At 67.0% G+C, this 22,154-nt stretch carries 24 protein-coding genes; 19 read left to right on the forward strand and 5 right to left on the reverse strand.

What is annotated here, in order from left to right:
* From infB to BST13_RS36075, 5 genes are all read left to right on the forward strand, one after another.
* Window positions 1-2,525 (forward strand): translation initiation factor IF-2 (infB, locus tag BST13_RS36055; RefSeq protein ID WP_142282937.1); only part of this gene is annotated, 2,525 nt, incomplete at its 5' end.
* Window positions 2,526-2,556: 31 nt separating this feature from the next.
* Window positions 2,557-3,075: a 30S ribosome-binding factor RbfA gene (gene rbfA / locus BST13_RS36060; RefSeq protein ID WP_064945164.1), complete on the forward strand. Its 519-nt coding sequence runs from the start codon at window positions 2,557-2,559 to the stop codon at window positions 3,073-3,075.
* On the forward strand, window positions 3,065-4,048 hold the full coding sequence (locus BST13_RS36065) for a DHH family phosphoesterase (protein WP_083170737.1): 984 nt from the start codon (window positions 3,065-3,067) through the stop codon (window positions 4,046-4,048). The genes rbfA and BST13_RS36065 overlap by 11 nt, the downstream gene beginning before the upstream one ends.
* On the forward strand, window positions 4,041-4,292 hold the full coding sequence (locus BST13_RS36070) for a hypothetical protein (protein WP_083170738.1): 252 nt from the start codon (window positions 4,041-4,043) through the stop codon (window positions 4,290-4,292). The genes BST13_RS36065 and BST13_RS36070 overlap by 8 nt, the downstream gene beginning before the upstream one ends.
* Window positions 4,289-5,614 carry an MATE family efflux transporter gene (locus BST13_RS36075; protein WP_083170739.1) on the forward strand — a complete coding sequence of 442 codons (1,326 nt, stop codon included), beginning with the start codon at window positions 4,289-4,291 and terminating at the stop codon, window positions 5,612-5,614. Before BST13_RS36070 ends, BST13_RS36075 begins: the two co-directional genes overlap by 4 nt.
* Here the strand turns inward: BST13_RS36075 and BST13_RS36080 are convergent.
* Entirely contained in the window at window positions 5,611-6,705 is a 1,095-nt protein-coding gene (locus BST13_RS36080; RefSeq protein ID WP_083170741.1) for a hypothetical protein, read from the reverse strand. The genes BST13_RS36075 and BST13_RS36080 overlap by 4 nt on opposite strands.
* A 108-nt stretch (window positions 6,706-6,813) precedes the next feature.
* Window positions 6,814-7,428, reverse strand: a complete 615-nt coding sequence (locus tag BST13_RS36085; RefSeq protein ID WP_083170743.1) for a class I SAM-dependent methyltransferase — start codon at window positions 7,426-7,428, stop codon at window positions 6,814-6,816.
* A 46-nt stretch (window positions 7,429-7,474) separates the two neighbouring features.
* Between BST13_RS36085 and BST13_RS36090 the strand changes: the two genes are divergently transcribed.
* Window positions 7,475-7,924: a MerR family transcriptional regulator gene (locus tag BST13_RS36090; protein WP_083170745.1), complete on the forward strand. Its 450-nt coding sequence runs from the start codon at window positions 7,475-7,477 to the stop codon at window positions 7,922-7,924.
* Window positions 7,925-7,927: 3 nt separating this feature from the next.
* Here the strand turns inward: BST13_RS36090 and BST13_RS36095 are convergent, their stop codons facing one another.
* The gene (locus BST13_RS36095) at window positions 7,928-8,716 is read right to left on the reverse strand and encodes an enoyl-CoA hydratase (protein WP_083170746.1); all 789 of its coding nucleotides are present in this window, start codon (window positions 8,714-8,716) and stop codon (window positions 7,928-7,930) included.
* A 23-nt stretch (window positions 8,717-8,739) separates the two neighbouring features.
* Here BST13_RS36095 and BST13_RS36100 point away from each other — a divergent pair, with 23 nt between their 5' ends.
* On the forward strand, window positions 8,740-9,006 hold the full coding sequence (locus tag BST13_RS36100) for a DUF2277 family protein (RefSeq protein ID WP_083170748.1): 267 nt from the start codon (window positions 8,740-8,742) through the stop codon (window positions 9,004-9,006).
* Complete coding sequence (locus tag BST13_RS36105; RefSeq protein WP_083170749.1) at window positions 9,003-9,551, forward strand: DUF1802 family protein; 549 nt, start codon at window positions 9,003-9,005, stop codon at window positions 9,549-9,551. Before BST13_RS36100 ends, BST13_RS36105 begins: the two co-directional genes overlap by 4 nt.
* Here BST13_RS36105 and BST13_RS36110 read toward each other — a convergent pair.
* Together BST13_RS36110 and BST13_RS36115 are read right to left on the reverse strand one after the other, a co-directional pair.
* A complete protein-coding gene (locus tag BST13_RS36110; protein ID WP_083170751.1) occupies window positions 9,540-11,183 on the reverse strand; it encodes a CocE/NonD family hydrolase in 1,644 nt (547 codons plus the stop codon). The two genes, BST13_RS36105 and BST13_RS36110, sit on opposite strands and share 12 nt — an antisense overlap.
* Window positions 11,184-11,199: 16 nt before the next feature.
* The gene (locus tag BST13_RS36115; protein WP_029373815.1) at window positions 11,200-11,784 is read right to left on the reverse strand and encodes a DUF3558 domain-containing protein; all 585 of its coding nucleotides are present in this window, start codon (window positions 11,782-11,784) and stop codon (window positions 11,200-11,202) included.
* 165 nt (window positions 11,785-11,949) lie between these two features.
* On the opposite strand from BST13_RS36115, the gene BST13_RS36120 reads away from it, so the two are divergent.
* From BST13_RS36120 to BST13_RS36170, 11 genes are all read left to right on the forward strand, one after another.
* Complete coding sequence (locus tag BST13_RS36120; protein WP_083170752.1) at window positions 11,950-12,906, forward strand: metallophosphoesterase family protein; 957 nt, start codon at window positions 11,950-11,952, stop codon at window positions 12,904-12,906.
* On the forward strand, window positions 12,906-13,568 hold the full coding sequence (pptT, locus tag BST13_RS36125; protein WP_083170754.1) for a 4'-phosphopantetheinyl transferase PptT: 663 nt from the start codon (window positions 12,906-12,908) through the stop codon (window positions 13,566-13,568). The genes BST13_RS36120 and pptT overlap by 1 nt, the downstream gene beginning before the upstream one ends.
* A 104-nt stretch (window positions 13,569-13,672) precedes the next feature.
* Window positions 13,673-14,539: a tRNA pseudouridine(55) synthase TruB gene (gene truB, locus BST13_RS36130; protein ID WP_281254791.1), complete on the forward strand. Its 867-nt coding sequence runs from the start codon at window positions 13,673-13,675 to the stop codon at window positions 14,537-14,539.
* 231 nt (window positions 14,540-14,770) lie between these two features.
* Window positions 14,771-15,754, forward strand: a complete 984-nt coding sequence (locus tag BST13_RS36135) for a PE-PPE domain-containing protein (protein WP_158087265.1) — start codon at window positions 14,771-14,773, stop codon at window positions 15,752-15,754.
* Between the two features lie 78 nt (window positions 15,755-15,832).
* Window positions 15,833-16,468: a TetR/AcrR family transcriptional regulator gene (locus BST13_RS36140; RefSeq protein WP_083170759.1), complete on the forward strand. Its 636-nt coding sequence runs from the start codon at window positions 15,833-15,835 to the stop codon at window positions 16,466-16,468.
* 115 nt (window positions 16,469-16,583) lie between these two features.
* Window positions 16,584-17,774: a lipid-transfer protein gene (locus tag BST13_RS36145; protein ID WP_083170760.1), complete on the forward strand. Its 1,191-nt coding sequence runs from the start codon at window positions 16,584-16,586 to the stop codon at window positions 17,772-17,774.
* A 121-nt stretch (window positions 17,775-17,895) separates the two neighbouring features.
* The gene (locus BST13_RS36150; protein WP_083170780.1) at window positions 17,896-18,336 is read left to right on the forward strand and encodes a type II toxin-antitoxin system Rv0910 family toxin; all 441 of its coding nucleotides are present in this window, start codon (window positions 17,896-17,898) and stop codon (window positions 18,334-18,336) included.
* Entirely contained in the window at window positions 18,333-19,220 is an 888-nt protein-coding gene (locus BST13_RS36155) for a MaoC/PaaZ C-terminal domain-containing protein (protein ID WP_083170762.1), read from the forward strand. Before BST13_RS36150 ends, BST13_RS36155 begins: the two co-directional genes overlap by 4 nt.
* Before the next feature lie 3 nt (window positions 19,221-19,223).
* The gene (locus tag BST13_RS36160) at window positions 19,224-20,096 is read left to right on the forward strand and encodes an SDR family oxidoreductase (RefSeq protein WP_083170763.1); all 873 of its coding nucleotides are present in this window, start codon (window positions 19,224-19,226) and stop codon (window positions 20,094-20,096) included.
* On the forward strand, window positions 20,093-21,319 hold the full coding sequence (locus BST13_RS36165) for an acyl-CoA dehydrogenase family protein (protein WP_083170765.1): 1,227 nt from the start codon (window positions 20,093-20,095) through the stop codon (window positions 21,317-21,319). The genes BST13_RS36160 and BST13_RS36165 overlap by 4 nt, the downstream gene beginning before the upstream one ends.
* Complete coding sequence (locus BST13_RS36170) at window positions 21,316-22,149, forward strand: SDR family oxidoreductase (protein ID WP_083170767.1); 834 nt, start codon at window positions 21,316-21,318, stop codon at window positions 22,147-22,149. The genes BST13_RS36165 and BST13_RS36170 overlap by 4 nt, the downstream gene beginning before the upstream one ends.
* The last annotated feature ends 5 nt before the right edge of the window (window positions 22,150-22,154 follow it).

The following is a 22,154-nucleotide window of genomic DNA, read 5'->3' on the forward strand; positions in this document are numbered from 1 at the left end:
CCGCGGCCCCGACTCCGGCACCGGCGGCTCCCGCCGCCCCGGCAGCTTCTGCGGCCCCGGCCCCGGCAGCACCGGCCAAGCCCTCGGCTCCCAAGCCGGCAGCTCCGCAGCCGCCGGCCGCGCCGAGCCAGCCTGCCGCTGCTGCGTCCAGCGCTCCGACGCCCACGTCGGCCCCGCGTCCCACTCCTGGTGCGACGCCCGGCCCCCGTCCCGGGCCGTCCAACGCGCCCAAGCCTGCTCCGCGCACACCGCGCGTCGGCAACAACCCGTTCTCGTCGCAGCAGCCGGTGGAGCGGCCCATCCCGCGGCCGCAGCCTCGTCCGGGTGCCCCGCGTCCCGGCGGCGGCCCCCGGCCCACGCCCGGCAACATGCCCCCGCGTCCCGCGGCAGGCGCTCCGGGTCGTGGCGGACCTCGCCCCGGGCCGCGTCCCGGCGGTGGTCCTCGTCCCGGCGCAGGTCAGGGCGGTCGTCCCGGTGGTGGCGGCGGCGGTAACTACCGCGGCGGCGGCGCCGGTGGCGGTGCCGGTGGTGGCGGCGCAGCTGCCGGTGGCTTCCGAGGCCGTCCCGGTGGTGGCGGTGGCGGCGGTCGTCCCGGGCAGCGCGGCGGTGCCGCGGGTGCCTTCGGTCGTCCCGGCGGCGCGCCCAAGCGTGGTCGCAAGAGCAAGCGGCAGAAGCGTCAGGAATACGACTCGATGCAGGCGCCGGTCGTCGGTGGCGTGCGGTTGCCGCACGGCAACGGCGAGACCATCCGGCTGGCCCGCGGCGCGTCGCTCTCCGATTTCGCCGACAAGATCAACGCCAACCCGGCGTCGCTGGTGCAGGCGCTGTTCAACCTCGGTGAGATGGTCACCGCGACCCAGTCGGTCGGTGACGAGACCCTCGAGCTGCTCGGCAGCGAGATGAACTACGTCGTTCAGGTCGTCTCGCCCGAGGACGAGGACCGTGAGCTGCTCGAATCGTTCGACCTCACCTACGGCGAGGACGAAGGTGGCGAAGAGGACCTGCAGGTCCGGCCGCCCGTCGTCACCGTCATGGGCCACGTCGACCACGGCAAGACCCGACTGCTCGACACCATCCGTAAGGCCAACGTCCGCGAGGGCGAGGCCGGTGGCATCACCCAGCACATCGGTGCCTACCAGGTGGAGGTGGACCTCGACGGCAACGTCCGGCCCATCACCTTCATCGACACCCCGGGTCACGAGGCGTTCACCGCCATGCGTGCCCGTGGTGCGAAGGCCACCGACATCGCGATCCTGGTGGTCGCGGCCGACGACGGCGTGATGCCGCAGACGGTCGAGGCGATCAACCACGCTCAGGCCGCCGATGTGCCGATCGTGGTCGCGGTCAACAAGATCGACAAGGAAGGCGCTGACCCGCAGAAGATCCGGGCCCAGCTCACCGAGTACAACCTGGTGGCCGAGGACTATGGCGGCGACACCATGTTCGTCGACATCTCGGCACGTCAGGGCACCAACATCGAGCAGCTGCTCGAAGCGGTGCTGCTGACCGCCGACGCTGCGCTGGACCTGCGGGCCAACCCCGACATGGAAGCCCAGGGTGTGGCCATCGAGGCGCACCTCGACCGTGGCCGTGGCCCCGTCGCCACCGTGCTCATCCAGCGCGGAACCCTGCGGGTCGGCGACTCGATCGTCGCGGGCGACGCCTACGGCCGTGTGCGCCGGATGGTCGACGAGCACGGTGACGACATCGAAGAGGCGCTGCCGTCCCGGCCGGTGCAGGTGGTCGGTTTCACGTCGGTGCCTGGCGCAGGCGACAACCTGCTGGTCGTCGACGAAGACCGGATCGCTCGCCAGATCGCCGATCGGCGCAACGCGCGCAAGCGCAACGCGCTGGCCGCACGCTCGCGCAAGCGGATCAGCCTGGAAGATCTCGATTCGGCGCTGAAGGAAACCAGCCAGCTGAACCTGATCCTCAAGGGCGACAACTCGGGTACCGTCGAGGCCCTCGAGGAGGCCCTCATGGGTATCCAGATCGACGACGAGGTGGAGCTGCGGGTCATCGACCGCGGTGTCGGTGGTGTCACCGAGACCAACGTCAACCTGGCGTCGGCTTCGGACGCGATCATCATCGGGTTCAACGTCCGCGCCGAGGGCAAGGCGACCGAGCTGGCCAACCGCGAGGGCGTCGAGATCCGCTACTACTCGGTGATCTACCAGGCCATCGATGACATCGAGAGCGCGCTCAAGGGCATGCTCAAGCCGGTCTACGAGGAGAAGGAGCTCGGTCGCGCCGAGATCCGGGCGATCTTCCGGTCGTCGCGGGTCGGCAACATCGCCGGCTGCCTCGTGCAGTCGGGGATCATGCGCCGCAACGCCAAGGCCCGGTTGCTCCGCGACAACGTCGTGGTCGCCGAGAACCTCACGGTTTCGTCGCTCAAGCGCGAGAAGGACGATGCCACCGAGGTCCGCGAAGGCTACGAGTGCGGTTTGACGCTGACCTACTCCGACATCAAGGAAGGCGACGTCATCGAGACGTACGAGCTGGTCGAGAAGGCGCGTACGTAAGTGGCCGACGAACGCTTGCGTGAGGAGCATTGTGGCTGATCCTGCACGCGCGAAGAGACTCGCCAAGCGGATCTCCACGATCGTCGCCTCGGCCATCGAGTACGAGATCAAGGATCCGCGGCTGGCGGGGGTGACCATCACCGACGCGAAGGTGTCGGGCGATCTGCACGACGCCACGCTGTACTACACGGTGTTGGGTCAGACGCTGGACGACGCGCCGGATTACGCCGGCGCGGCGGCCGCGCTGGAGAAGGCCAAGGGTGTGTTGCGGACCAAGGTGGGCGCCGGGACCGGGGTGCGGTTCACCCCGACCCTGGCGTTCGTCCGCGACACCGTGCCCGACGCGGCCCACCGCATGGAGGAGCTGTTGGCCGCCGCGCGGGCCGCCGATGAGGATTTGGCGAGAGTTCGGGAGGGCGCCAAGCACGCCGGAGATGCGGACCCGTACCGTGTGAGCGGGGCGGAGGACGTGAACGGGCCTGCTGACGGGGCAGACACAGAGGACGCCGGTGACAGTAACGGATTCCAAGACCGGACATATGGCGACTGACACCGCTGCTCCCGGTGTGCGCGTCGACGCGCACGGGGCTGTCGGGTTGTTGTCGGTCGCTTCGAGCGTCAGCGTGATCTGCCACGTCTATCCCGATGCCGACACCATCGGTGCCGGCCTCGGCCTGGCCCAGGTTCTCGACGCGGCGGGCAAACACGTCCAGGTCGCGTTCGCGGCCCCGGACACCCTGCCCGAGTCCCTGCAGACCCTGCCCGGTGGGCACCTGCTGGTGGCTCCCGAAGGTGTCCGTGAGGACGCCGATCTGGTTGTCACGGTGGACATCCCGAGCGTCAACCGGCTCGGCGCGTTGAGCGGGCTCGCCGAGGACGGCCGGGAGGTGCTGGTCATCGACCATCACGCCTCCAACCGGCTGTTCGGCACCGCCAACTACGTCGATCCGACGGCGGACTCCACCACCATGCTGGTGGCCGAGATCCTCGATGCGTGGGGCAAACCGATCGACCGGCAGGTCGCGCATTGCCTGTACGCGGGCCTGACCACGGACACCGGATCGTTCCGCTGGGCCACGGCCCGCGCGCATCGGCTGGCGGCCCGGCTGGTCGAGCTGGGTGTCGACAACGCGTCGATCAGCCGCAGCCTGCTCGACACCCATCCGTTCGCCTGGTTGCCGATGCTGTCGCGGGTGCTGTCCTCGGCCGAGCTCTGCCCGGATGCCGTCGACGGTCGCGGCTTGGTGTACGTCGTCGTCTCCCACTCGGAGTGGTCCGGGGCCCGGCCCGAGGAGGTCGAGAGCATCGTCGACATCGTGCGCACCACGCAGCAGGCCGAGGTCGCCGCGGTGTTCAAGGAGATCGAGCCGCAACACTGGTCGGTGTCCATGCGGGCCAAGTCGGTCAACCTCGCCGAGATCGCCAGCTCGTTCGGCGGCGGCGGGCATCCCCATGCAGCCGGATATTCGGCCACCGGCCCTGTCGACGAGGTCGTTCGGGCACTCCAGGTGGCTCTTGGCTGAGTCGCCGAGGCTCCATGCGGACGGCACCGAGTGCCTGGACGGTGCGCGCCGCGTCCCGAAGACGTATCAACCGTGCTGTGACGCTTTCGACCGCCGCACGGCATCGTGTGTCAACGACATCCGGTTCGAGTGGTGGCCGTCGTCGCGGCACTGGGTGGTGATCGTGCCTGACGGCGGCAGCAGCGGACTGCATCTGAGTTTCTGCCCGTTCTGTGGATTCGGCCTGGCGGGCGGTCGCCCATGACCTCTGGTGACGGTGCTGCAGCGGTCAACGGCAGGCGCATTGCCGCACTGGCCTTTCCGGCTCTCGGCGTGCTGGCGGCCGAACCGCTCTACCTGTTGTTCGACACCGCGATCGTGGGACGACTCGGCGCGGTCAGCCTGGCCGGGTTGGCCATCGGCGGTCTGGTCCTCAACCTGGTCGGCTCGAACCTGACTTTCTTGTCCTACGGCACCACGTCGCGCTCGGCCCGGTTCTTCGGAGCCGGGGACCGGGCCGCCGCCGTCGGCGAGGGCGTACAGGCCACCTGGCTGGCGGTCGGGATCGGGCTGGTGCTCTGCGCTGTCGTGCAGGCCGTCGCGGACCCACTGCTGACGGTGATCGCAGGTGGCGGCGAGATCGCTCAGGCCGCCGCACCGTGGCTGCGGATCGCTGTCCTCGGCGCGCCGGCGATTCTGATCTCGATGGCGGGCAACGGGTGGATGCGCGGTGTTCAGGACACCGTTCGGCCGTTGCGCTATGTGATCGCGGGATTCGCGGTGTCGGCGGTGTTGTGTCCGCTGTTGGTCTATGGCTGGCTGGGTATGCCGCGGTTGGAGTTGGCCGGCTCGGCGGTCGCGAACCTGGTGGGGCAGTGGGTGGCAGCGGTTCTGTTCGTGCGGGCGTTGCTGTCGGAGAAGGTGCCGTTGCGACCGCACCCCTCGGTGCTTCGCGCCCAGGTGGTGATGGGCCGGGATTTGTTGTTGCGCACCATGGCGTTTCAAGCCTGCTTCGTGTCCGCGGGAGCCGTGGCGGCCCGGTTCGGCGCGGCTGCGGTCGCCGCGCACCAGGTGGTGCTGCAGCTGTGGAGTTTCCTTGCGCTGGCGCTCGATTCGCTGGCGATCGCTGCGCAGTCCCTGGTGGGCGCTGCTCTTGGTGCGGGTCAGCTCAGCCACGCCAAAGTGGTGGCCTGGCGTGTAACGCTGTTCTCCACGGCGGCAGCGGCGGTACTGGCGGCGGTGTTCGCGATCGGGGCTCACGTCCTGCCCGCGCTGTTCACCGATGACCACTCGGTGCTCGACGAGATCGGCGTGCCGTGGTGGTTCCTGGTGGGCCAGTTGCCCGTCGCCGGAATCGTTTTCGCGCTCGACGGGGTGCTGCTGGGCGCCGGTGATGCCAAGTTCATGCGCAATGCCACCCTGGTCAGCGCGCTGATCGGTTTCCTGCCACTGGTTTGGCTGTCGCTGATCTTCCATTGGGGCCTGCTCGGTATCTGGGCCGGCCTGAGCAGCTTCATGGTGCTGCGCCTGGTGTTCGTCGGCTGGCGGGCGTTATCAGGGCGTTGGCTGATTGCCGGCACGGTTTAGAAGGACCACCCGTCCCCGGTGCTGGGCCCGATCATGCGGCCGTGCCTGTTGACGAATCGGGCCGGCGGCAATGGGCAGGTCGAATCCAGTTGGTCGAGAGCGGCCATGGCTCGCCGCGCGCCGCCGAAGTCCGATGCCGGCCGGAACTTGAGTACGTCAGCGTTGATGCTGACCCGTTCACCACGGTCGGCCAGCAAGGACACCATTCGCACGATCGGGTTCTCACGAGGTCCGTTGTCGACCATCCGTTCGACGATGCGCCGGACGGTGACGACGTCTTCGGGCCAGACGCGCATAGGTTTCCCGGTGACCCGCTCGTGGAACTCGTAGGCGTCGCCGACCGTCTCGATCGACCATTCGGGCCACAGCGCGTCGAAGATCGCGATCTGGTTGTCGTCGTCGCCGATGGCCCACCATCGGGCGACCTTGCTGGTGAAGTCGATGTGGATCCCCGTCGATGGCAGTTCGTCGCAGTGCTGGTCATCCCAGAGTGCCAGTTCGCCAGATTGGCTGCGAGCCAACGCTTCTTCGGCTACCGCGTGGATCGTGGCGGGCCCCAACCCGGCGATGGTGTCCAGGAAGCTCTCACCGCGCCAGAGCACCAGCTGCCCGTTGCCGAGCCGAACCGATATGCCGCCATCGCCGCCGCCGTCACGCCAGGGCACGAACCACGCCAGGTCTTCGGAGGCCCGCGGTGAACGGTCGTATTCGCTGAAGATAGTCGCCGGGTCGACACCGGCCAGCCACAGGATGCCGCGGACCCCTTCGGGTGACCACACAGCCTCCCAGCCCGGCCACGTCTGCTCGATCAGATGGTTGACAATCCTTGGGAGATACTCGAATTCGCTCTCCTCGGCCCACACGACGCGCTGTCGTGGGAGATCGATCAGAAGCGATCCTTCGATCCAGGTCGCGCCGCGCCACTCGTTCGGGCTGGCAACGCCCAGCGGCTCCATCTCGCGAACACGAGTCAGGGTGGCCTCGAAACCGTCGACCGCGATATCCATTCCGATGGTCTGGGCTGCCCAGTGGTCGTAGTACAGCTCCGGTCCGGATTCGGTGAGAACGATTGTTCCGAGCCGCGACCCCATCAGGTGCCTCCTGAGGCTGAGCGCCCGCACGCCGCGAGTCCAATGCGGGCGAACACATCGTCGTGGCTCACCTGGGCAGTGTGGCAGCAGGCTCCGACGGCCCGCCAGTCATTTTGAACGCGTCCCGCAAACCACCCACACGGCCCGCTTGCCGTCACCGCGCCCTTCCACGCGCACATCGGTGAATCCGGTGTCGCGGCACAACGCGGCGAACGCCTCAGCCTGCTGTTCGGTCCAGCCGTGACTGGCCAGCCCGGTCGCGTCGGCCGATACCTGCCGTTCGATCGCTATCAACCGTCCGCCCGCCACCAGCGCGCGGCGTGCCTCGGCGACCGCCGCGCCGACATCTTGCCAGTGATGCACCGTGGCCAGTGCCCACACCACGGTGGCCACGCCATCAGTCACGGGTAAGGCTTCGGCGGTGCCCTCACTCCACGTGATGGTCGCGCGCCTGGGCATGATGACGGACGCGACGCGCAGCATGGCCGTCGACGGGTCGACGCCCGTCACGCGCGCCCCGCGGCGGGCCGCCGCCCGCGCGGCGGTACCCGGCCCGCATCCCACATCCACGACGTGGTCGGCAGGGGAGACCTGCGCGATGTCAGTGGCCAGCCTGGCTTTCGCCCGGCCCACTACGAGGAAGAGCAAGCCGCACAGGACTCCGGCCAGACCCGAGAATCCGGGATGGTCGGCGTGGTGATTGATCGCACGTGCCGCGCTCATGACGTAGACCTTGCCGGTTCAACATAGGTTGAAGTCAAATGGCGGCATGGACGTGATCCCCATCGGCGAGGCGGCCGCGCGACTGCAGATGAGCCCCTCGGCCTTGCGGTACTACGACGAACGCGGACTGGTGCGCCCGCTGCTGCGTCGATCCGGCAAACGCATGTACGGGCCAGAAGAGCTGCGTCGGCTCGCGTTGCTCAAGATCGTGCACCGGCTGGGACTTCCGCTCGAGACCGCCGCGGCCGTGCTGGACGCGCCCCGTGACCAGTGGCGGGCGACTGTCCGCGCACAGATCGCCGAACTCGACCGAGTGATCGCGCAAGCCCAAGGGGCGCAACAGTTTCTGACGCACGCACTGCGTTGTCCGTCCGACCACCCGGCGCGTGACTGCGCGACGATGATCGGTGCCCTGGACCGGCTGGTCGACGGGATGAGCGTGGAGGAGCTCGCCACCGACCAGACCGGCACCGGATGGCTCGTCGTCGCGGACTGACGGTCAGTGCACCTGGGCGCGACCGCGCTGCAGGACCGCGTCGCGGTTGGCGGCGACGTCGTTGCCCGTCGTCGAGTCCATCCACTGCCGCGCCGAGGCCGCCTCGATCCACAGCCCGGCGTCGGTCTGAGCTGCATCGATGCGGTGGTACGAGGACAGCAGGGCGCGGACGGCGGCCTGATTGTTGCCGACGATCGAGGCGGCAATCCGGTGCGCGGCAGGCAGTAACTCGTCGTGAGCGACGACTTCGGTGACCAGACCGGCGCGCAACGCGTCGGCCGCCGAGAGGTAGTCGCCGGTGAGACTCATGCGCCGAGCCAGGCCGACACCGACCTTCTGCGGCAGCCGGACACTCAAGCCCCAGGTGGGCAGCAGGCCGACTCTGGCGTGCGTGTCGGCGAACCGGGCGTGCTCGGAGGCGATCAGGATGTCGCAGTACAGCGCAAGTTCGAGCCCACCGGTGACCGCGGCGCCGTTGATCGCCCCGATCACCGGCTTGCTCATCGCCGGCCACTTGGGGGAGATGTCTGGCAGCTCGGTCGTGTTGCCCAGCTCTTTCAGATCAAGCCCGGCACAAAACACCGGATCGGCCCCCGTGAGGATCACCACGTCGACGGCGTCGTCGGCCTGGGCATCGCGTAACGCCTGGTAGAACTCGGTGCGCAGCTGCGATGACAACGCATTGCGGGATTGCGGCCGGTTGAGGGTGAGTGTGCGGACCCGGTCTGTGGTATCGATCAGCAGCACAGTGTTGGTCGACTCCTCGCGCAAGCGCTCGTCGGCGTCATTCATGCGATCAACCTATCGTGGGTCTCATGTGCCGGAACATCACCGAACTGCGTGGCCTGCAACCCGCCGCCACAGCCGAGGAGATCGAGGCCGCTGCTCGCCAGTACGTCCGGAAGGTCAGTGGCATCACCAGACCGGCCGGAGTCAACGTCGAGGCGTTCGAGGCTGCCGTGGCCGAGGTCGCCGCGACCACCACGCGGCTGCTGGACGGGTTGGCGCCACGCCGTCAGCCGCCCAAGACGATTCCGCCGCTGCGTCGTCCGGAAGTGCAGGCCCGCTTGGCGGCGCGGTGAGCTCGCCGGCGCTCAAGGAGTGGAGCGCAGCGGTTCATGCGCTGCTCGACGGCCGACAGACGGTGCTGTTGCGCAAGGGCGGCATCGGCGAGAAGCGGTTCGCGGTCGCCGCAGCCGAGTTCGTGTTCTTCCCGACTGTCGCGCACAGCCACCGCGAGCGGGTACGGCCCGAACACCGTGATCTGCTCGAGCTCGCCGCGGCCGACAGCACCGAAACAGCTGTCATCATCCGGGCCGCGGCGAAAGTCATTGCCGCCATTGAGGTCAACCGCCCTGAGGCGATCGACGAGATCGCCGACCTGCACATCTGGACCGCTGATTCGGTGCAGGCCGACCGGCTGGATTTCCGCCCCAAACACCGGCTGACGGTGTTGGTGGTTCAGGCCATGCCACTGATCACACCCGTCGAGTTGGTGCGCGTGCCGGAGTTCGCGGGTTGCAAGAGCTGGGTGGAACTCACAGCCGACGTCGGCCTGGCCGGCGCCGTGCACGATGACGCGACGCTGCAGCGTGTCGCCGAGCGGGTGCGGGCTTCAGTCGGCTGACGGTGGCCGCGGGCCTGCGGGGAGCACCAGACGGGACACGCCGCCCTCGCCGTGCCGCACGGTGTGGGTGGCGCGGACCAGCCGCGAACCGGAGATCGGTGGCTCACCGGTACCGAGGTTGCGGGCGAACCGTGGATGGGATCCGCCGGCGACAAGCAGGCGGATCCGGGAACCGGCGGCGAACCGATGTGCGACAGCGTCGAATTCGATGCGCAGCCGACCGGACTGCTCGGTGCGCCGGACGAACGCGTCGGTCACGTTGCGGGAGCGGCCTTTGGCGTTGACCTCGCTGATCCTGACGAACACATCGTTGTTGGGGTTGTCGCAGCTGTGCTCCAGCTCGACCACCGCGGTGCCGACCAGGTACAGATCCGCGGGCAATGGGTCGCCGGTGTAGGCGAGTACGTCGGCCCGACGGCTCAGCTGCGTGTCGTCGCGGTACCCGGCCTCACGTGCCAGCAGCCGACCACCGATTGTCGGGGTGGGACTGGCGGGGTGGAACACGAATGACGACGACGGCGCAGTCGGGGCCGGCGGCCGCTCCGACAGCCGGCCGGGGGGCTGCAGGAACAGCTCGTGTTCGGGCATCGCCGGTGACCAATCGGGCAGGTCCACCCAGCCGAACCCGTTGATGTAGGCACGCACCGTGGCCCGGCGGGTATCGCGACGTTCGGCAAGGTGAGTGTCCAGCCAGGCCAGCGATTCACCGAGCACCGTGGGTAGGCCCTTGGTCAGCAGCTGGGCGTGGGTCCAGGGACCGATCGTCAGCGCGACCGGTACCTCGCGCCGACGCAGTTGCCGGTACTGCTGCAGCGTCTGGTCCAGGAACAGGTCCTGCCAGCCGCTGAGCAACAGCACGGGCACCTCGACGCGGTCGAGTGCCTCGGTGAACCGCAGGCTGTCCCAGAACGGATCCTCCCGGTCGGGATGTTCCAGCCACGATTCGAACCAGGGGGCGCCGCTGCCGAGCAGCTTGCGGCCGGCCTCGCCCATCGGCAATCCGGCGGTGGCCCGCGCGAGCTCCGCCGGGCCCCGGACCTGACGGGCCAGGGCCTGCACCAGACCTGGCTCCTCCTGCCGGGCCACCATTGCGCTCCAGCCGAGGAAGTCGTTGAGGGTGAAGGATCCGGTGCCCCACGCCGACTCGCTGAAATCGTGCGGGCCGACAGTGATCACCGCGGCTTTCATCTCCGGCGGTGGATCGGTCAGCAGGGCCCACTGGGTGAAACCGAGATAGGACAATCCGACGGTGGCGAACGAGCCGGTAAACCAGGGTTGCTCGCGCAGCCAGGCGACGGTGTCGGCGCCGTCGGCCATCTCGTGGACCATCGGGGTGAACTCGCCGCCCGAGCCGAACGTCCCGCGCACACTCTGCAGCAGTACGTGGTAGCCGCGAGCGGCATACACCTGGGCGAACACCGTGGAGAACGGGAACCTGCGGCCGTAGGGTCCGCGAACCAGCAGTGTGCCCGCCGGTGCCGCGGTGTCAGGCGAATAGTGATCGGCGATCAGCTCGACGCCGTCGCGCATCGGCACCCGCAGTCCGTGCCGCACGGTGTAGGACGTTTCGTGGGGTGGCAGGCCCAGCAGGCGGCTGACCGCCTTGCCGACGTGCCGGCGGAATTCCGTCACCGCACCAGGCTACAAATCAGAATTTGTAGTACGGAGCCAGCTCGTGGGCCCGTTGCATGTTGACCTGCAGGCAGTCCGGGCGGTCCGGGGACTTGATCGGTGAGTAGAACAACGATTGCTGGATGAGCCCGTAGCTGGTCTTGAACGCGACCATGCAGGTCACCCACCAGCGGTCGTTCCAGTCGGTGGGCTTCATGATCCAGTACTGCGCGGCGCGGTGGCCGTCGATGTCGAGTTCCACGGCGTCCGGCGGAATGGTCTGCTCGTAGGTCCGCCAGACGAACGCCTCGACCGCCATCTGGTAATCGCCCGCGTCGTAATGGCAGCGCAGGCTGTCCTCGGGGGCTGGGGGTGTGTAGGCGAGCCCAATCCGCTGGATCACGTCGAGCGGGATGTCGTTGCACGGATCGAACGGCGAGGGGTCGGTTGTTGCGATGACCGGCCATTTGATCGTCGTGGACACGTTGGTCATCGGTAGATCGGTCACGTTCAGCTGTGGGGTGCCGGTACCCGACCCCGCTGACGTCCCGGTCTGCAGCACCACGACCACCGCCGCTACCAGCGCACACAGTGCCGACAGCAGGCGCACCCTGGCGGCCATCGAACCCCCTCGCAGAATTGGTCAGAATCTTCCCCGGCTTGCCGGGAGTGTAGCGGTCGGCGACCGCGGACTCGACCATAAACGAGAACCTGTTCTAGTCCGGGAGGGCGGGTGGCGCCCCGGCGCGCGGTTAGGCTGGTCCGTTGTGGTGATGCAACCGTGGTGATGGACCAGGAGTCGAGGGACCGGCAGCCGATTCTGTGGGCGATCAGCGACCTACATACCGGCCACACCGGAAACAAGCCGGTCACGGAGTCGCTCTATCCCTCCACGCCCGATGACTGGCTCATCGTGGCGGGCGACGTGGGGGAGCGCACCGACGAGATCCGCTGGGCCCTGGATCTGCTGCGGAAGCGTTTCGCAAAGGTCATCTGGGTGCCCGGAAATCATGAGCTGTGGACCACCAACAAAGATCCGATGCAGATCTTCGGCCGGGCCCGCTACGACTATCTGGTCGACATGTGCGACCAGATGGGCATCGTCACCCCCGAACATCCTTTTCCGGTGTGGAACGAGCAGGGTGGCCCCGCGACCATCGTGCCGATGTTCCTGCTGTACGACTACACGTTTCTGCCAGCAGGTACCGCGACCAAGGCCGAGGGGCTGGCGGTGGCGCGGGAACGCAACGTGGTGGGCACCGACGAGTTCCTGTTGTCGTGCGAGCCCTACGCGACCCGCGACGCGTGGTGCCGCGACCGGGTGAAGCAAACCCGTGAGAAGCTCGAAGACCTCGACTGGGTGACGCCGACCGTGCTGGTCAACCACTTCCCGTTGGTTCGTGAACCTTGCGACGCGATGTTCTATCCCGAGTTCTCGCTGTGGTGCGGCACCACTGCGACCAAGGACTGGCATACCCGCTACAACGCGGTGTGCTCGGTCTACGGGCATCTGCACATCCCGCGCACCACCTGGTATGACGAGGTGCGCTTCGAAGAGGTGTCGGTCGGCTACCCGCGCGAATGGCGCCGCCGCAAGCCGTACCGATGGCTGCGGCAGATCCTGCCCGAGCCCCGGTATGCGCCTGGCTATCTCAACGAGTTCGGTGGGCACTTCGAGATCACCGCGGAGATGCGGGCTCATGCCAAGCAGATGCAGGACCGGATCAACTCGAGGCGGCTGTGATGGGGACACTGCTGGGCGAGGTGCTGCCGGATGTCGTCGCCTCCGCCGAGCTGTACGACGACCCACCGGGACTTTCGCCTCTGCCGGAAGAGGAGCCGCTGATCGCGCGCTCGGTCGCCAAGCGCCGCAACGAGTTCGTCACCGTGCGCTACTGCGCGCGCCAGGCGCTGGGGGAGTTGGGCATCGGGCCGGTCCCGATCCTCAAGGGCGACAAGGGGGAACCGTGTTGGCCCGACGGCGTGGTCGGGAGCCTGACGCACTGTCAGGGGTTCCGAGGCGCCGTCGTAGGTCGCACCTCCGAGGTGCGGTCGGTCGGGATCGACGCCGAGCCGCATGACGTGCTGCCCAACGGGGTGCTCGACGCGATCACCCTGCCTGTCGAACGCGCCGAACTCACCGCGTTGCCCGACGGCTTGCGTTGGGATCGAATCCTGTTCTGCGCCAAGGAAGCAACCTACAAGGCGTGGTTCCCGCTGACTCACCGCTGGTTGGGCTTCGAGGATGCGCACATCACGTTCGCGGTGGACGATTCGGGTACCACGGGTGGTTTCCGGTCCGAGATCCTCATCGATCCGGCCGCTGAACATGGTCCGCCACTCAGCGCGTTGGAGGGCCGTTGGTCGGTCCGTGATGGTGTGACGCTGACGGCGATCGTGCTGTGAGCCGGCCAGTTCCAGATCCCGCGCACGCGAGGAGCAATCCAGAACCAGCGCACGCGAGGAGCAATCCAGAACCAGCGCACGCGAGGAGCAATCCAGAACCGGGCCTGGTCATCGTCGACAAACCCGCGGGCATGACGAGCCACGACGTGGTGGGCCGGTGTCGCAGGCTGTTCGGAACCCGCAAGGTCGGCCATGCCGGCACCCTGGACCCGATGGCCACCGGCGTGCTGGTGGTCGGTATCGAGCGGGCCACCAAGATCCTTGGTCTGCTGACCGCGACCGACAAGTCCTACAGCGCGACCATTCGGCTGGGACAGACCACCACTACCGAGGATGCCGAAGGCGAAGTGCTGCAGACGGTTTCGGCCGCAGCCATCACCGACACGCAGATCGCCGACGCGGTGGCGGCGCTGCGCGGCGAGATTCAGCAGGTGCCATCGGCGGTGAGCGCGATCAAGGTCGACGGGCAGCGGGCCTACAAGCTCGCGCGGGAGGGCCAGACGGTCGAACTCGCGGCGAGGCCGGTGCGCATCGACCGGTTCGACGTACTCGACGTCCGGCGCATCGGCGATTTCGTCGACGTGGACGTCGACATGGACTGTTCGTCGGGCACCTACATCCGGGCGCTCGCACGCGATGTGGGGATCACGCTCGGCGTCGGTGGTCACCTGACGGCGTTGCGGCGCACCAGGGTCGGTCGCTACGGCCTTGACGAGGCGCGCACGCTGGAGGACCTCGCCGACGAGGCACGGCTGAGTTACTCGCTCGACGAGGCCTGCCTGGTCGGTTTTGCCCGCCGGGATCTCAGTGCCGATGAAGCCGAGGACACCAGGCATGGCAGGCCGTTGAAACCGGCAGGCATCGACGGTGTGTATGCGGCCACCGCACCCGACGGTCGGGTCATCGCCCTGCTGCAGGATGGTCCGTCGCGCACCAAATCCGTCGTGGTGTTGCGTCCGGCAACTCTGTAGACGTGGATTTCTTGATTCGTTGCATCGTGATTCGACGAATGCAATAACCTCTGCGTTCCAGGGTGCCGGCGTCGCGTCGACTCCTGTTGACGACGACACGTGAGGCGGGCGGGGGCGATGGTGCGGTGCAATGCGGTCGGCACCCGGCGGCGACGTCTGCTCGGTGCATCGCTCCTGGCGGGTGCTACGTTGGCGACAACGCTCACATGTCCTGCTGCCCGGGCGGACACCATGTTGATCGCAGGCGGCACGTTCTACTCGTTCTTTGACCAGGTGCCGCACTTCCCGGTGAAAGCCGCGGCGGGGGATATCGGTCGGTGGTTTCGATCGGCTGGTGACGGTTGGCAGGTCGTCGATTACCCGGCAAGTTTCTGGCCGCTTCCCACTCTTGCCTCGCCGACAGCCGGGCGGTCGATCGCCATCGGCACCGACAATGTCGTCGACGCGGTGAATCGATCGGACGGCACGGTTGTCGTGGTCGGGCTGTCGCAAGGCTCGGTCGTGGCCGACGGCGCGATGGCGAAACTGGATGCGGATCCGAACGGTCCTGACCGCGGCAGGGTCCGCTTCATCGTGTTCGGAGACCCCCAGCGCGGGGTGGCCGAGTTGGTTCCGGAAGGCACCTATATACCCCTGCTCGATTGGCGCGCAACCGCTCCCACCGAGACGAAGTATGACGTCGATGTCATCGTCGGTGAATACGACCCGTTGTCCGACTACCCGGACCGTCCGTGGAATCTGGTCACAGACGCGAACGCGGCCCTCGGGATGGCTTATGTGCACACCCAGTTGGGATTGTCCAAACCCGATGACCTACAGGAAGTCGGCCGCGAGACCAATTCCAAGGGCGGAACAACGACAACGTACCTCGACCCTGCCGAGAATCTTCCGCTGACCCGTCCGCTGCGCGATGTGGGTGTGCCCGATGCGTTGGTGGACAAGGCAGATGAGGTACTGCGACCGGTCGTCGATGCGGGGTACTCGCGCAAGGACAAGGCGGGTGACACTCGCCCATACATTTATCGCGGTCAGTTGGTTCGCGCCACGGGCAGCGGCGTGAAATCCGTTGTCGCAACGCCGCAGCGAGGCGGCCCGCAGAAGCTCAGCTCGTCGCTCCGGGCGGAGGTCGCAAAAATCGCCGACAAGGTCACCCATCGAACGACTCGGGCGGTCGGTGGCACGCCCAAGGCAACTGCGGGGAGCGATCCCGACTAGCGCAGTCGTGCGTTATTTGGATACCGATTTGCCGGTATCTTTGCGAGGTTTGACGTCGCGGAGACGTAGGATGCAGCCGTGACCGCAGGTGTAGATGGGCAAGCCAAGCGGCGCACGCAGGCCGAGCGCAGTGCCGCGATGCGTGGCCGATTGCTGGACGCCACCGTGGAATGCCTGGTCGCCTACGGTTACGCGGGCACGACGACGCAACGTGTCGCCGAGGTCGCCGGTGTGACGCGCGGGGCCCAGGTCCACCACTTCCGGTCCAAGGAAGACCTTGTGGTGGCCGCGATCGAGCATCTTGCCGAGCAACGTGCGCAGGCTGCGGTTCGCGACCTCGGCCGGGTGGCGGCCGGCCCCGACCCTGCGTCGATGGTGTTGGACTACCTGTGGGAATCGCACCAGGGGCCGGTTTTCGTTGCCACGCTTGAACTCTGGGTGGCAGCACGCACCGATGAGGTGCTGGCGGCGCAGGTCGAACGGGTCGAGCCGATCGTCACCGGTGCATTGGTCGGCGCTCTGGCGCAGCTGGTGCCGAATCGTCCGGCGCAGAAGGAACTGCGCGACTTGGCCTATACCGCCATGGATGCCCTGCGGGGGATCCTGCTGTCGAGTTTCGCGGATCGGGATCCGGCTCGGGCCAAGAAGCGGTGGGACCGGGTGTGTGTGCACCTGCGCCGCATGCTGTCCGAGGCCTTGACCTCCGCTTCGTAGTTTCCGCCCGTAGGGGGCAGGCGCGATTCGTTCGCGTCCCTGAACTCACTTGCGGTCTTGTAAAGATACAAACCAGTTGGTATGTTTATGGCATCGCGCAGAAGAAGGGAGGCGCATGCCGAGGAAGACATACGTCATCGGGGTCGGGATGACGAAGTTCGAGAAACCCGGAGTGGTCGAGGGCTGGGACTACCCGGACATGGCCCGTGAGTCGGGCACGAAAGCGTTGGCAGACGCGGGAATCGACTATCGGGAGGTGCAGGAGGCGTACGTCGGCTACGTCTATGGTGAGTCGACATCCGGGCAGCGGGCGGTCTACGAGCTTGGTATGACCGGCATTCCCGTCGTCAATGTCAACAACAACTGTTCGACGGGATCCACTGCGCTGTACCTCGCGGCCCGGGCTGTTCGCAGTGGACTGACCGAATGCGCCCTGGCCCTTGGGTTCGAGAAGATGCAGCCGGGTTCACTGGGGTCGACATACGACGATCGCGAGCAGCCGATGGGCAAGCACTTCCTGGCACTCGCCGAGATCTCCGAGGTGCTGTTCCCTCCCGCGCCGTGGATGTTCGGTGCGGCAGGACGCGAACACATGAAGCAATTCGGGTCCACTGCAGAGCATTTCGCGAAGATCGGTTACAAGAACCACAAGCACTCCGTCAACAACCCGTACGCGCAGTTTCAAGACGAGTACACGATGGACGACATTCTGGGTTCGAGGATGATCTACGACCCGCTCACCAAACTTCAGTGCTCACCGACCTCCGACGGGTCGGGCGCGGCGATCCTGGCCAGTGAAGACTTCGTCGACAAGCATGGGCTGGCCGCGCAGGCCGTCGAGATCGTCGGCCAGGCGATGACCACCGACTTCGAGAACAGCTTCGACGGCACCTGCAAGGCGTTGATCGGCTACCACATGAATGTGGCTGCCGCCCAGCAGGTTTACCAGCAAGCCGGCTTGGGGCCGGAGGACTTTCAGGTCATCGAGTTGCACGACTGCTTCAGTGCCAACGAACTACTGCTCTACGAAGCCCTGGGCCTGTGCGCCGAGGGTGAGGCGCCCAAGCTGATCGACAACGGGGACACCACCTACGGCGGCCGGTGGGTGGTCAACCCGTCCGGTGGCCTGATCTCCAAGGGCCATCCGCTCGGCGCCACCGGACTGGCTCAATGTGCCGAGCTGACCTGGCAGCTGCGGGGTACCGCCGACAAGCGTCAGGTCGACGGCGTCAACGCCGCGCTGCAACACAACATCGGCCTCGGAGGGGCCGCCGTGGTGACCGCCTATCAGCGGGCCGAACGCTGACGTTTTCCCCGCGAGCAGACGTGCGGGTACCGGTGCGGCGGCGTGTCGCGTACCTGCGCGTCTGCTCGCCCAACAAGAACTCGGCCAACAAGAACTCGGCCAACAAGAAGGAGTGACGACCATGGGACATATCGAGGCAACGCGCGAACTGGCCGCTGGACCCGAGGCGCTGTGGGCGACTGTGTCGGACCCGCAGACCTGGGACAAGTGGTTCACCGTGCATGACAAATGGCTGGAAGAACCCCCGGCTACGCTGACCGCCGGCGCCCGGCTCACCGCCAAGATCGTCATGCTGGGCATGGCCAACAAGATCGAATGGACCATCGAATCCGTCGACGCCCCCAACAGCCTGGTACTGGCCGGCACCGGAATGGCCGGAGTCAAGGCGAAGTTCGCATTCACGATCGACCCGGCCGGGTCAGGCTCAAGGTTCACCGTGACCGGTGACTTCGAAGGAGCGCTCGTGAAGGGCGCACTCGCCAAGGCCGTCGAGAAGGACGGGGTCAAGCAGCTCGACAAGAGCCTCGACGCGCTCGACGCGCTGGCATCGGCGTCGGCATGACGGCGGCCAAGCACACAGCGGAGGAAACGCTCGAGGTCGACGACAGCGGCCTCAACACGTGGACCGACGAGGAACGCTTCGAGGTGACTCGCGAGCGGATCGCCGAATATGCCGCAGCCACAAACGATCCCATTCCCGCACATCGATCCGGTGACATCGCCCCGCCGGTGTTCGCCATCGTGCCGGTGTTCGAGGCGCTCCTGGTGCCTGCCGTCGATGTGCTTCCCGTGGAGCTCATCCCTCGAGTGGTGCATGGCGAACAGGACTTCCACTTCCATCGGCCGATCCGGCCTGGGGACAAGCTGGTTTCGCGCGGGAAGATGATCGGCTACCAGGGCCTCGAGAACGGCACCCGCGCCGCGATCTATCTCGAATGCCGCACGGAGGACGGCGAACTGGTCAACGAGCAGTACGTCACGACGTTCGTTCGGGGCTTCGACGCCGGTAAGACGGTGGGCGAGTTGAGCCCGAGTCACCGGTTCGAGGAGAGGCTTCGCGACGACTCACCTGTCGCCACGGTCGTCCAGCACGTCGACGACGATCAGACTTTCCGGTACAGCCCCGCTGCGGGTGATCCCATGCCGATCCACCTCGACGAGGAAGTGGCCCGCGACGCCGGGCTGCCCGGCATCATCGCGCACGGCTTGTGCACCATGGCCTTTGCGTCGTGGGCGATCCTTACCGAGCTGGCCGGTTCGGATGTGCACCGGCTCCGGCGTTTTGCCGTGCGGTTCTCGAAGATGGTGCTGCCCGGAGACGATCTGGAAACGCGCGTCTGGCGAAAAGGGGCGGCCGACGGCATCACGACCTACGCGTTCGAAACCGCCCGGGGCGCAGACCTCGTCATTACGGACGGCTTGGCAGAGATCACCCAGGAGGCATGAGAGATGACTGCACTTGAGGGACGCGTCGCCGTCATCACCGGCGCGGGCAGAGGGATCGGCCGGGAACACGCTCTGCTCTTCGCGGCGGAAGGAGCCAGGGTCGTCGTCAACGACCTGGGCGGCAGCAACTCCGGCGAGGGTACCGATGCCGGCCCGGCACATGAGGTGGTCGCCGAGATCCGTGCGGCAGGCGGGACGGCGGTGGCCAACACCGAGAACGTCGCTACCTGGCATGGCGCGAAATCCCTTGTTCAGCAGGCTATTGACGAGTTCGGGCGGCTCGACGTCGTGGTCAACAACGCCGGTATCCTGCGCGACTGCTTCATCCCCACCATGGCCGAATCCGACTGGGACGCAGTGATCGCGGTCCATCTCAAAGGACACTTCTCGGTGCTGCGCCACGCGGCGGAGTATTGGAAGGCCCAGTCGAAGGGCGGCGACCAGCCCAACGCCTCGGTGATCAACACCGCATCGGGGTCGGGAACCACGATTCCCAATGCGGGACAGGCCAACTACGGGTCGGCCAAGGCCGCCATCGCGGCACTGACCCTGGTGGCCGCCGACGAATTGGAACGCTACGGCGTACGGGTCAACGCCATCGCCCCGATCGCACGGACCCGGTTGACGCTGGCCACCCCCGGTATGGGCGTTCTCATGGCCGAACCCGATGACGACGATGAGGTCGACCTGTTCAGTCCCGCCAACATCGCGCCGCTGGTGGCCTACCTCGCGACGGAGAAGTGCCCGATCACCGGCCACGTGTATGCCGTTCAGGGCGGAGCCATTTCGCAGCTGGCGGGCTGGCACGACGTCGAGACCATCGAGACCGACGGGCTGTGGCAGATCGACGACATCGCCCGGAGGTTGCCGTCATGATCGAATGGTCCGACACCGACCTCATCATGCGGGATACGGTGCGCGAGTTCATCGACAAGGAGGTCCGGCCGCATCTCGACGGGCTGGAGAGCGGCGAGCTGTCGCCGTACCCATTCGCCCGCAAGCTGTTCAGCGAGTTCGGACTCGACGTCATGGCGGCCGAAGCGGTCAAGAGCATGCTCGACAAACAACGGGAAGGCGCCCGGCGCTCCGGCGGTCTCGGCGGCTTCGCGGAGCAGGCATCGATGGCCGCCGTCATGGTCTCGGAACTCGCCGGGGTGAGTATCGGCCTGCTCAGCACCGTGGGAGTCAGCCTGGGGCTCGGTGCGGCTACCATCATGAGCCGGGGCACGCCGGCACAGAAGGAACGCTGGCTACCGGAATTGATGACGCTCGAGAAGATCGCGGCGTGGGCGATCACCGAACCCGATGCGGGCTCAGATGCCTTCGGGGGCATGAAAACCTACGTCAGACGAGACGGTTCCGATTACCTGCTCAACGGGCAGAAGACGTTCATCACCAATGGCCCCTACGCCGACGTGCTCATCGTGTACGCCAAGCTCGACGAAGGAGTGCCGGGCGTAGACCGGCGCGATCGCCCGGTGCTCACCTTCGTGCTCGACGCCGGTATGCCCGGCCTCACGCAGGGCAAGCCGTTCAAGAAGATGGGCATGATGTCGTCGCCGACCGGTGAGCTGTTCTTCGACAATGTGCGGCTCAGCCCGGACCGGCTTCTCGGCGAGAGCGAAGCCCATACCGGAGGCGACGGACGAGACAGCGCACGGGCCAATTTCGCGGCCGAGCGGGTGGGAGTGGCACTGATGGCGCTGGGCATCATCAACGAGTGTCACCGGTTGTGCCTGGACTACGCGAAGACCCGCACGTTGTGGGGCAAGAGGATCGCCGAGTTCCAGCTCATCCAATTGAAGTTGGCGCGCATGGAGATTGCCCGGATCAACGTGCAGAACATGGTTTTCCAGACGTTGGAGCGGCTCAAGGCGGGGCAGATGCCGACCCTTGCCGAAGCGTCGGCGATCAAGCTGTATTCGTCGGAGGCCGCGACAGAGGTGGCCATGGAGGCAGTGCAGTTGTTCGGTGGCAACGGCTACATGGCCGAGTATCGCGTCGAACAGCTCGCGCGGGATGCCAAGTCGCTGATGATCTACGCGGGCAGCAACGAGGTGCAGGTGACCCACATCGCCAAGGGATTGCTCGCCGGATGAACGCGAGTCGGGTGGTGGCGATCACCGGGGGCGCCCGCGGCATAGGAAAGGCGACCGCCGCGGCGTTCCTGCGAGCGGGCGCGCGGGTGGCCGTCGGCGATATCGACGCCGCGCTGGTGGAGAAGACCGCAGCCGAACTCACCGAGGTGGGTGGCCGCAACGTGTGCGGACTGCCGCTCGATGTGACCAGCCGGGCATCGTTCGCTGCGTTCCTCGACGCCGTCGAGGACCGGCTGGGACCCGTCGACGTGTTGGTGAACAACGCTGGCATCATGCCCACCGGCCGATTCACCGAGGAGAGCGACGAGATGACCGATCGCATGGTCGCGATCAATCTCGTTGGCGTGCTGACCGGTTCGAAGCTCGGTGCATTACGAATGACGGGGCGTGGCGGCCATATCGTCAACGTCGCGTCGCTGGCCGGTGTCGGCGCGTTCCCTGGGCTGGCCACTTATTGCGCCACCAAACATGCCGTCGTGGGCTTCTCCGAGGTGTTGCATCTGGAACTCGCCGCACAGGGCATCGCGGTCACCGCGGTGCTCCCCGGGCTGGTCCGCACAGATCTGTCCGCCGGTAACAGCACTCCCGCGTGGATCCGTGCCATCGGCGAGGTCGAGCCCGAGGACGTTGCGTCGGCCATCGTGTCTGCGGCGGGCGGCCGACGCGTCACGGTGACGGTGCCGCGCGTCTTCGGCGGCACGCTCAGGACGATGTCGGTGCTACCGGTCCGGGCCAGGCACTGGTTGGAACATGCGACCCACGCCGACACGGCGTTCACCGATGTCGACGCCGGGGTTCGCCGGCGTTACCACGACCGACTCCGTAGCTGAGCCGA

The organism is Mycobacterium aquaticum, from assembly GCF_002086485.1.
Lineage (GTDB): Bacteria > Actinomycetota > Actinomycetes > Mycobacteriales > Mycobacteriaceae > Mycobacterium > Mycobacterium aquaticum.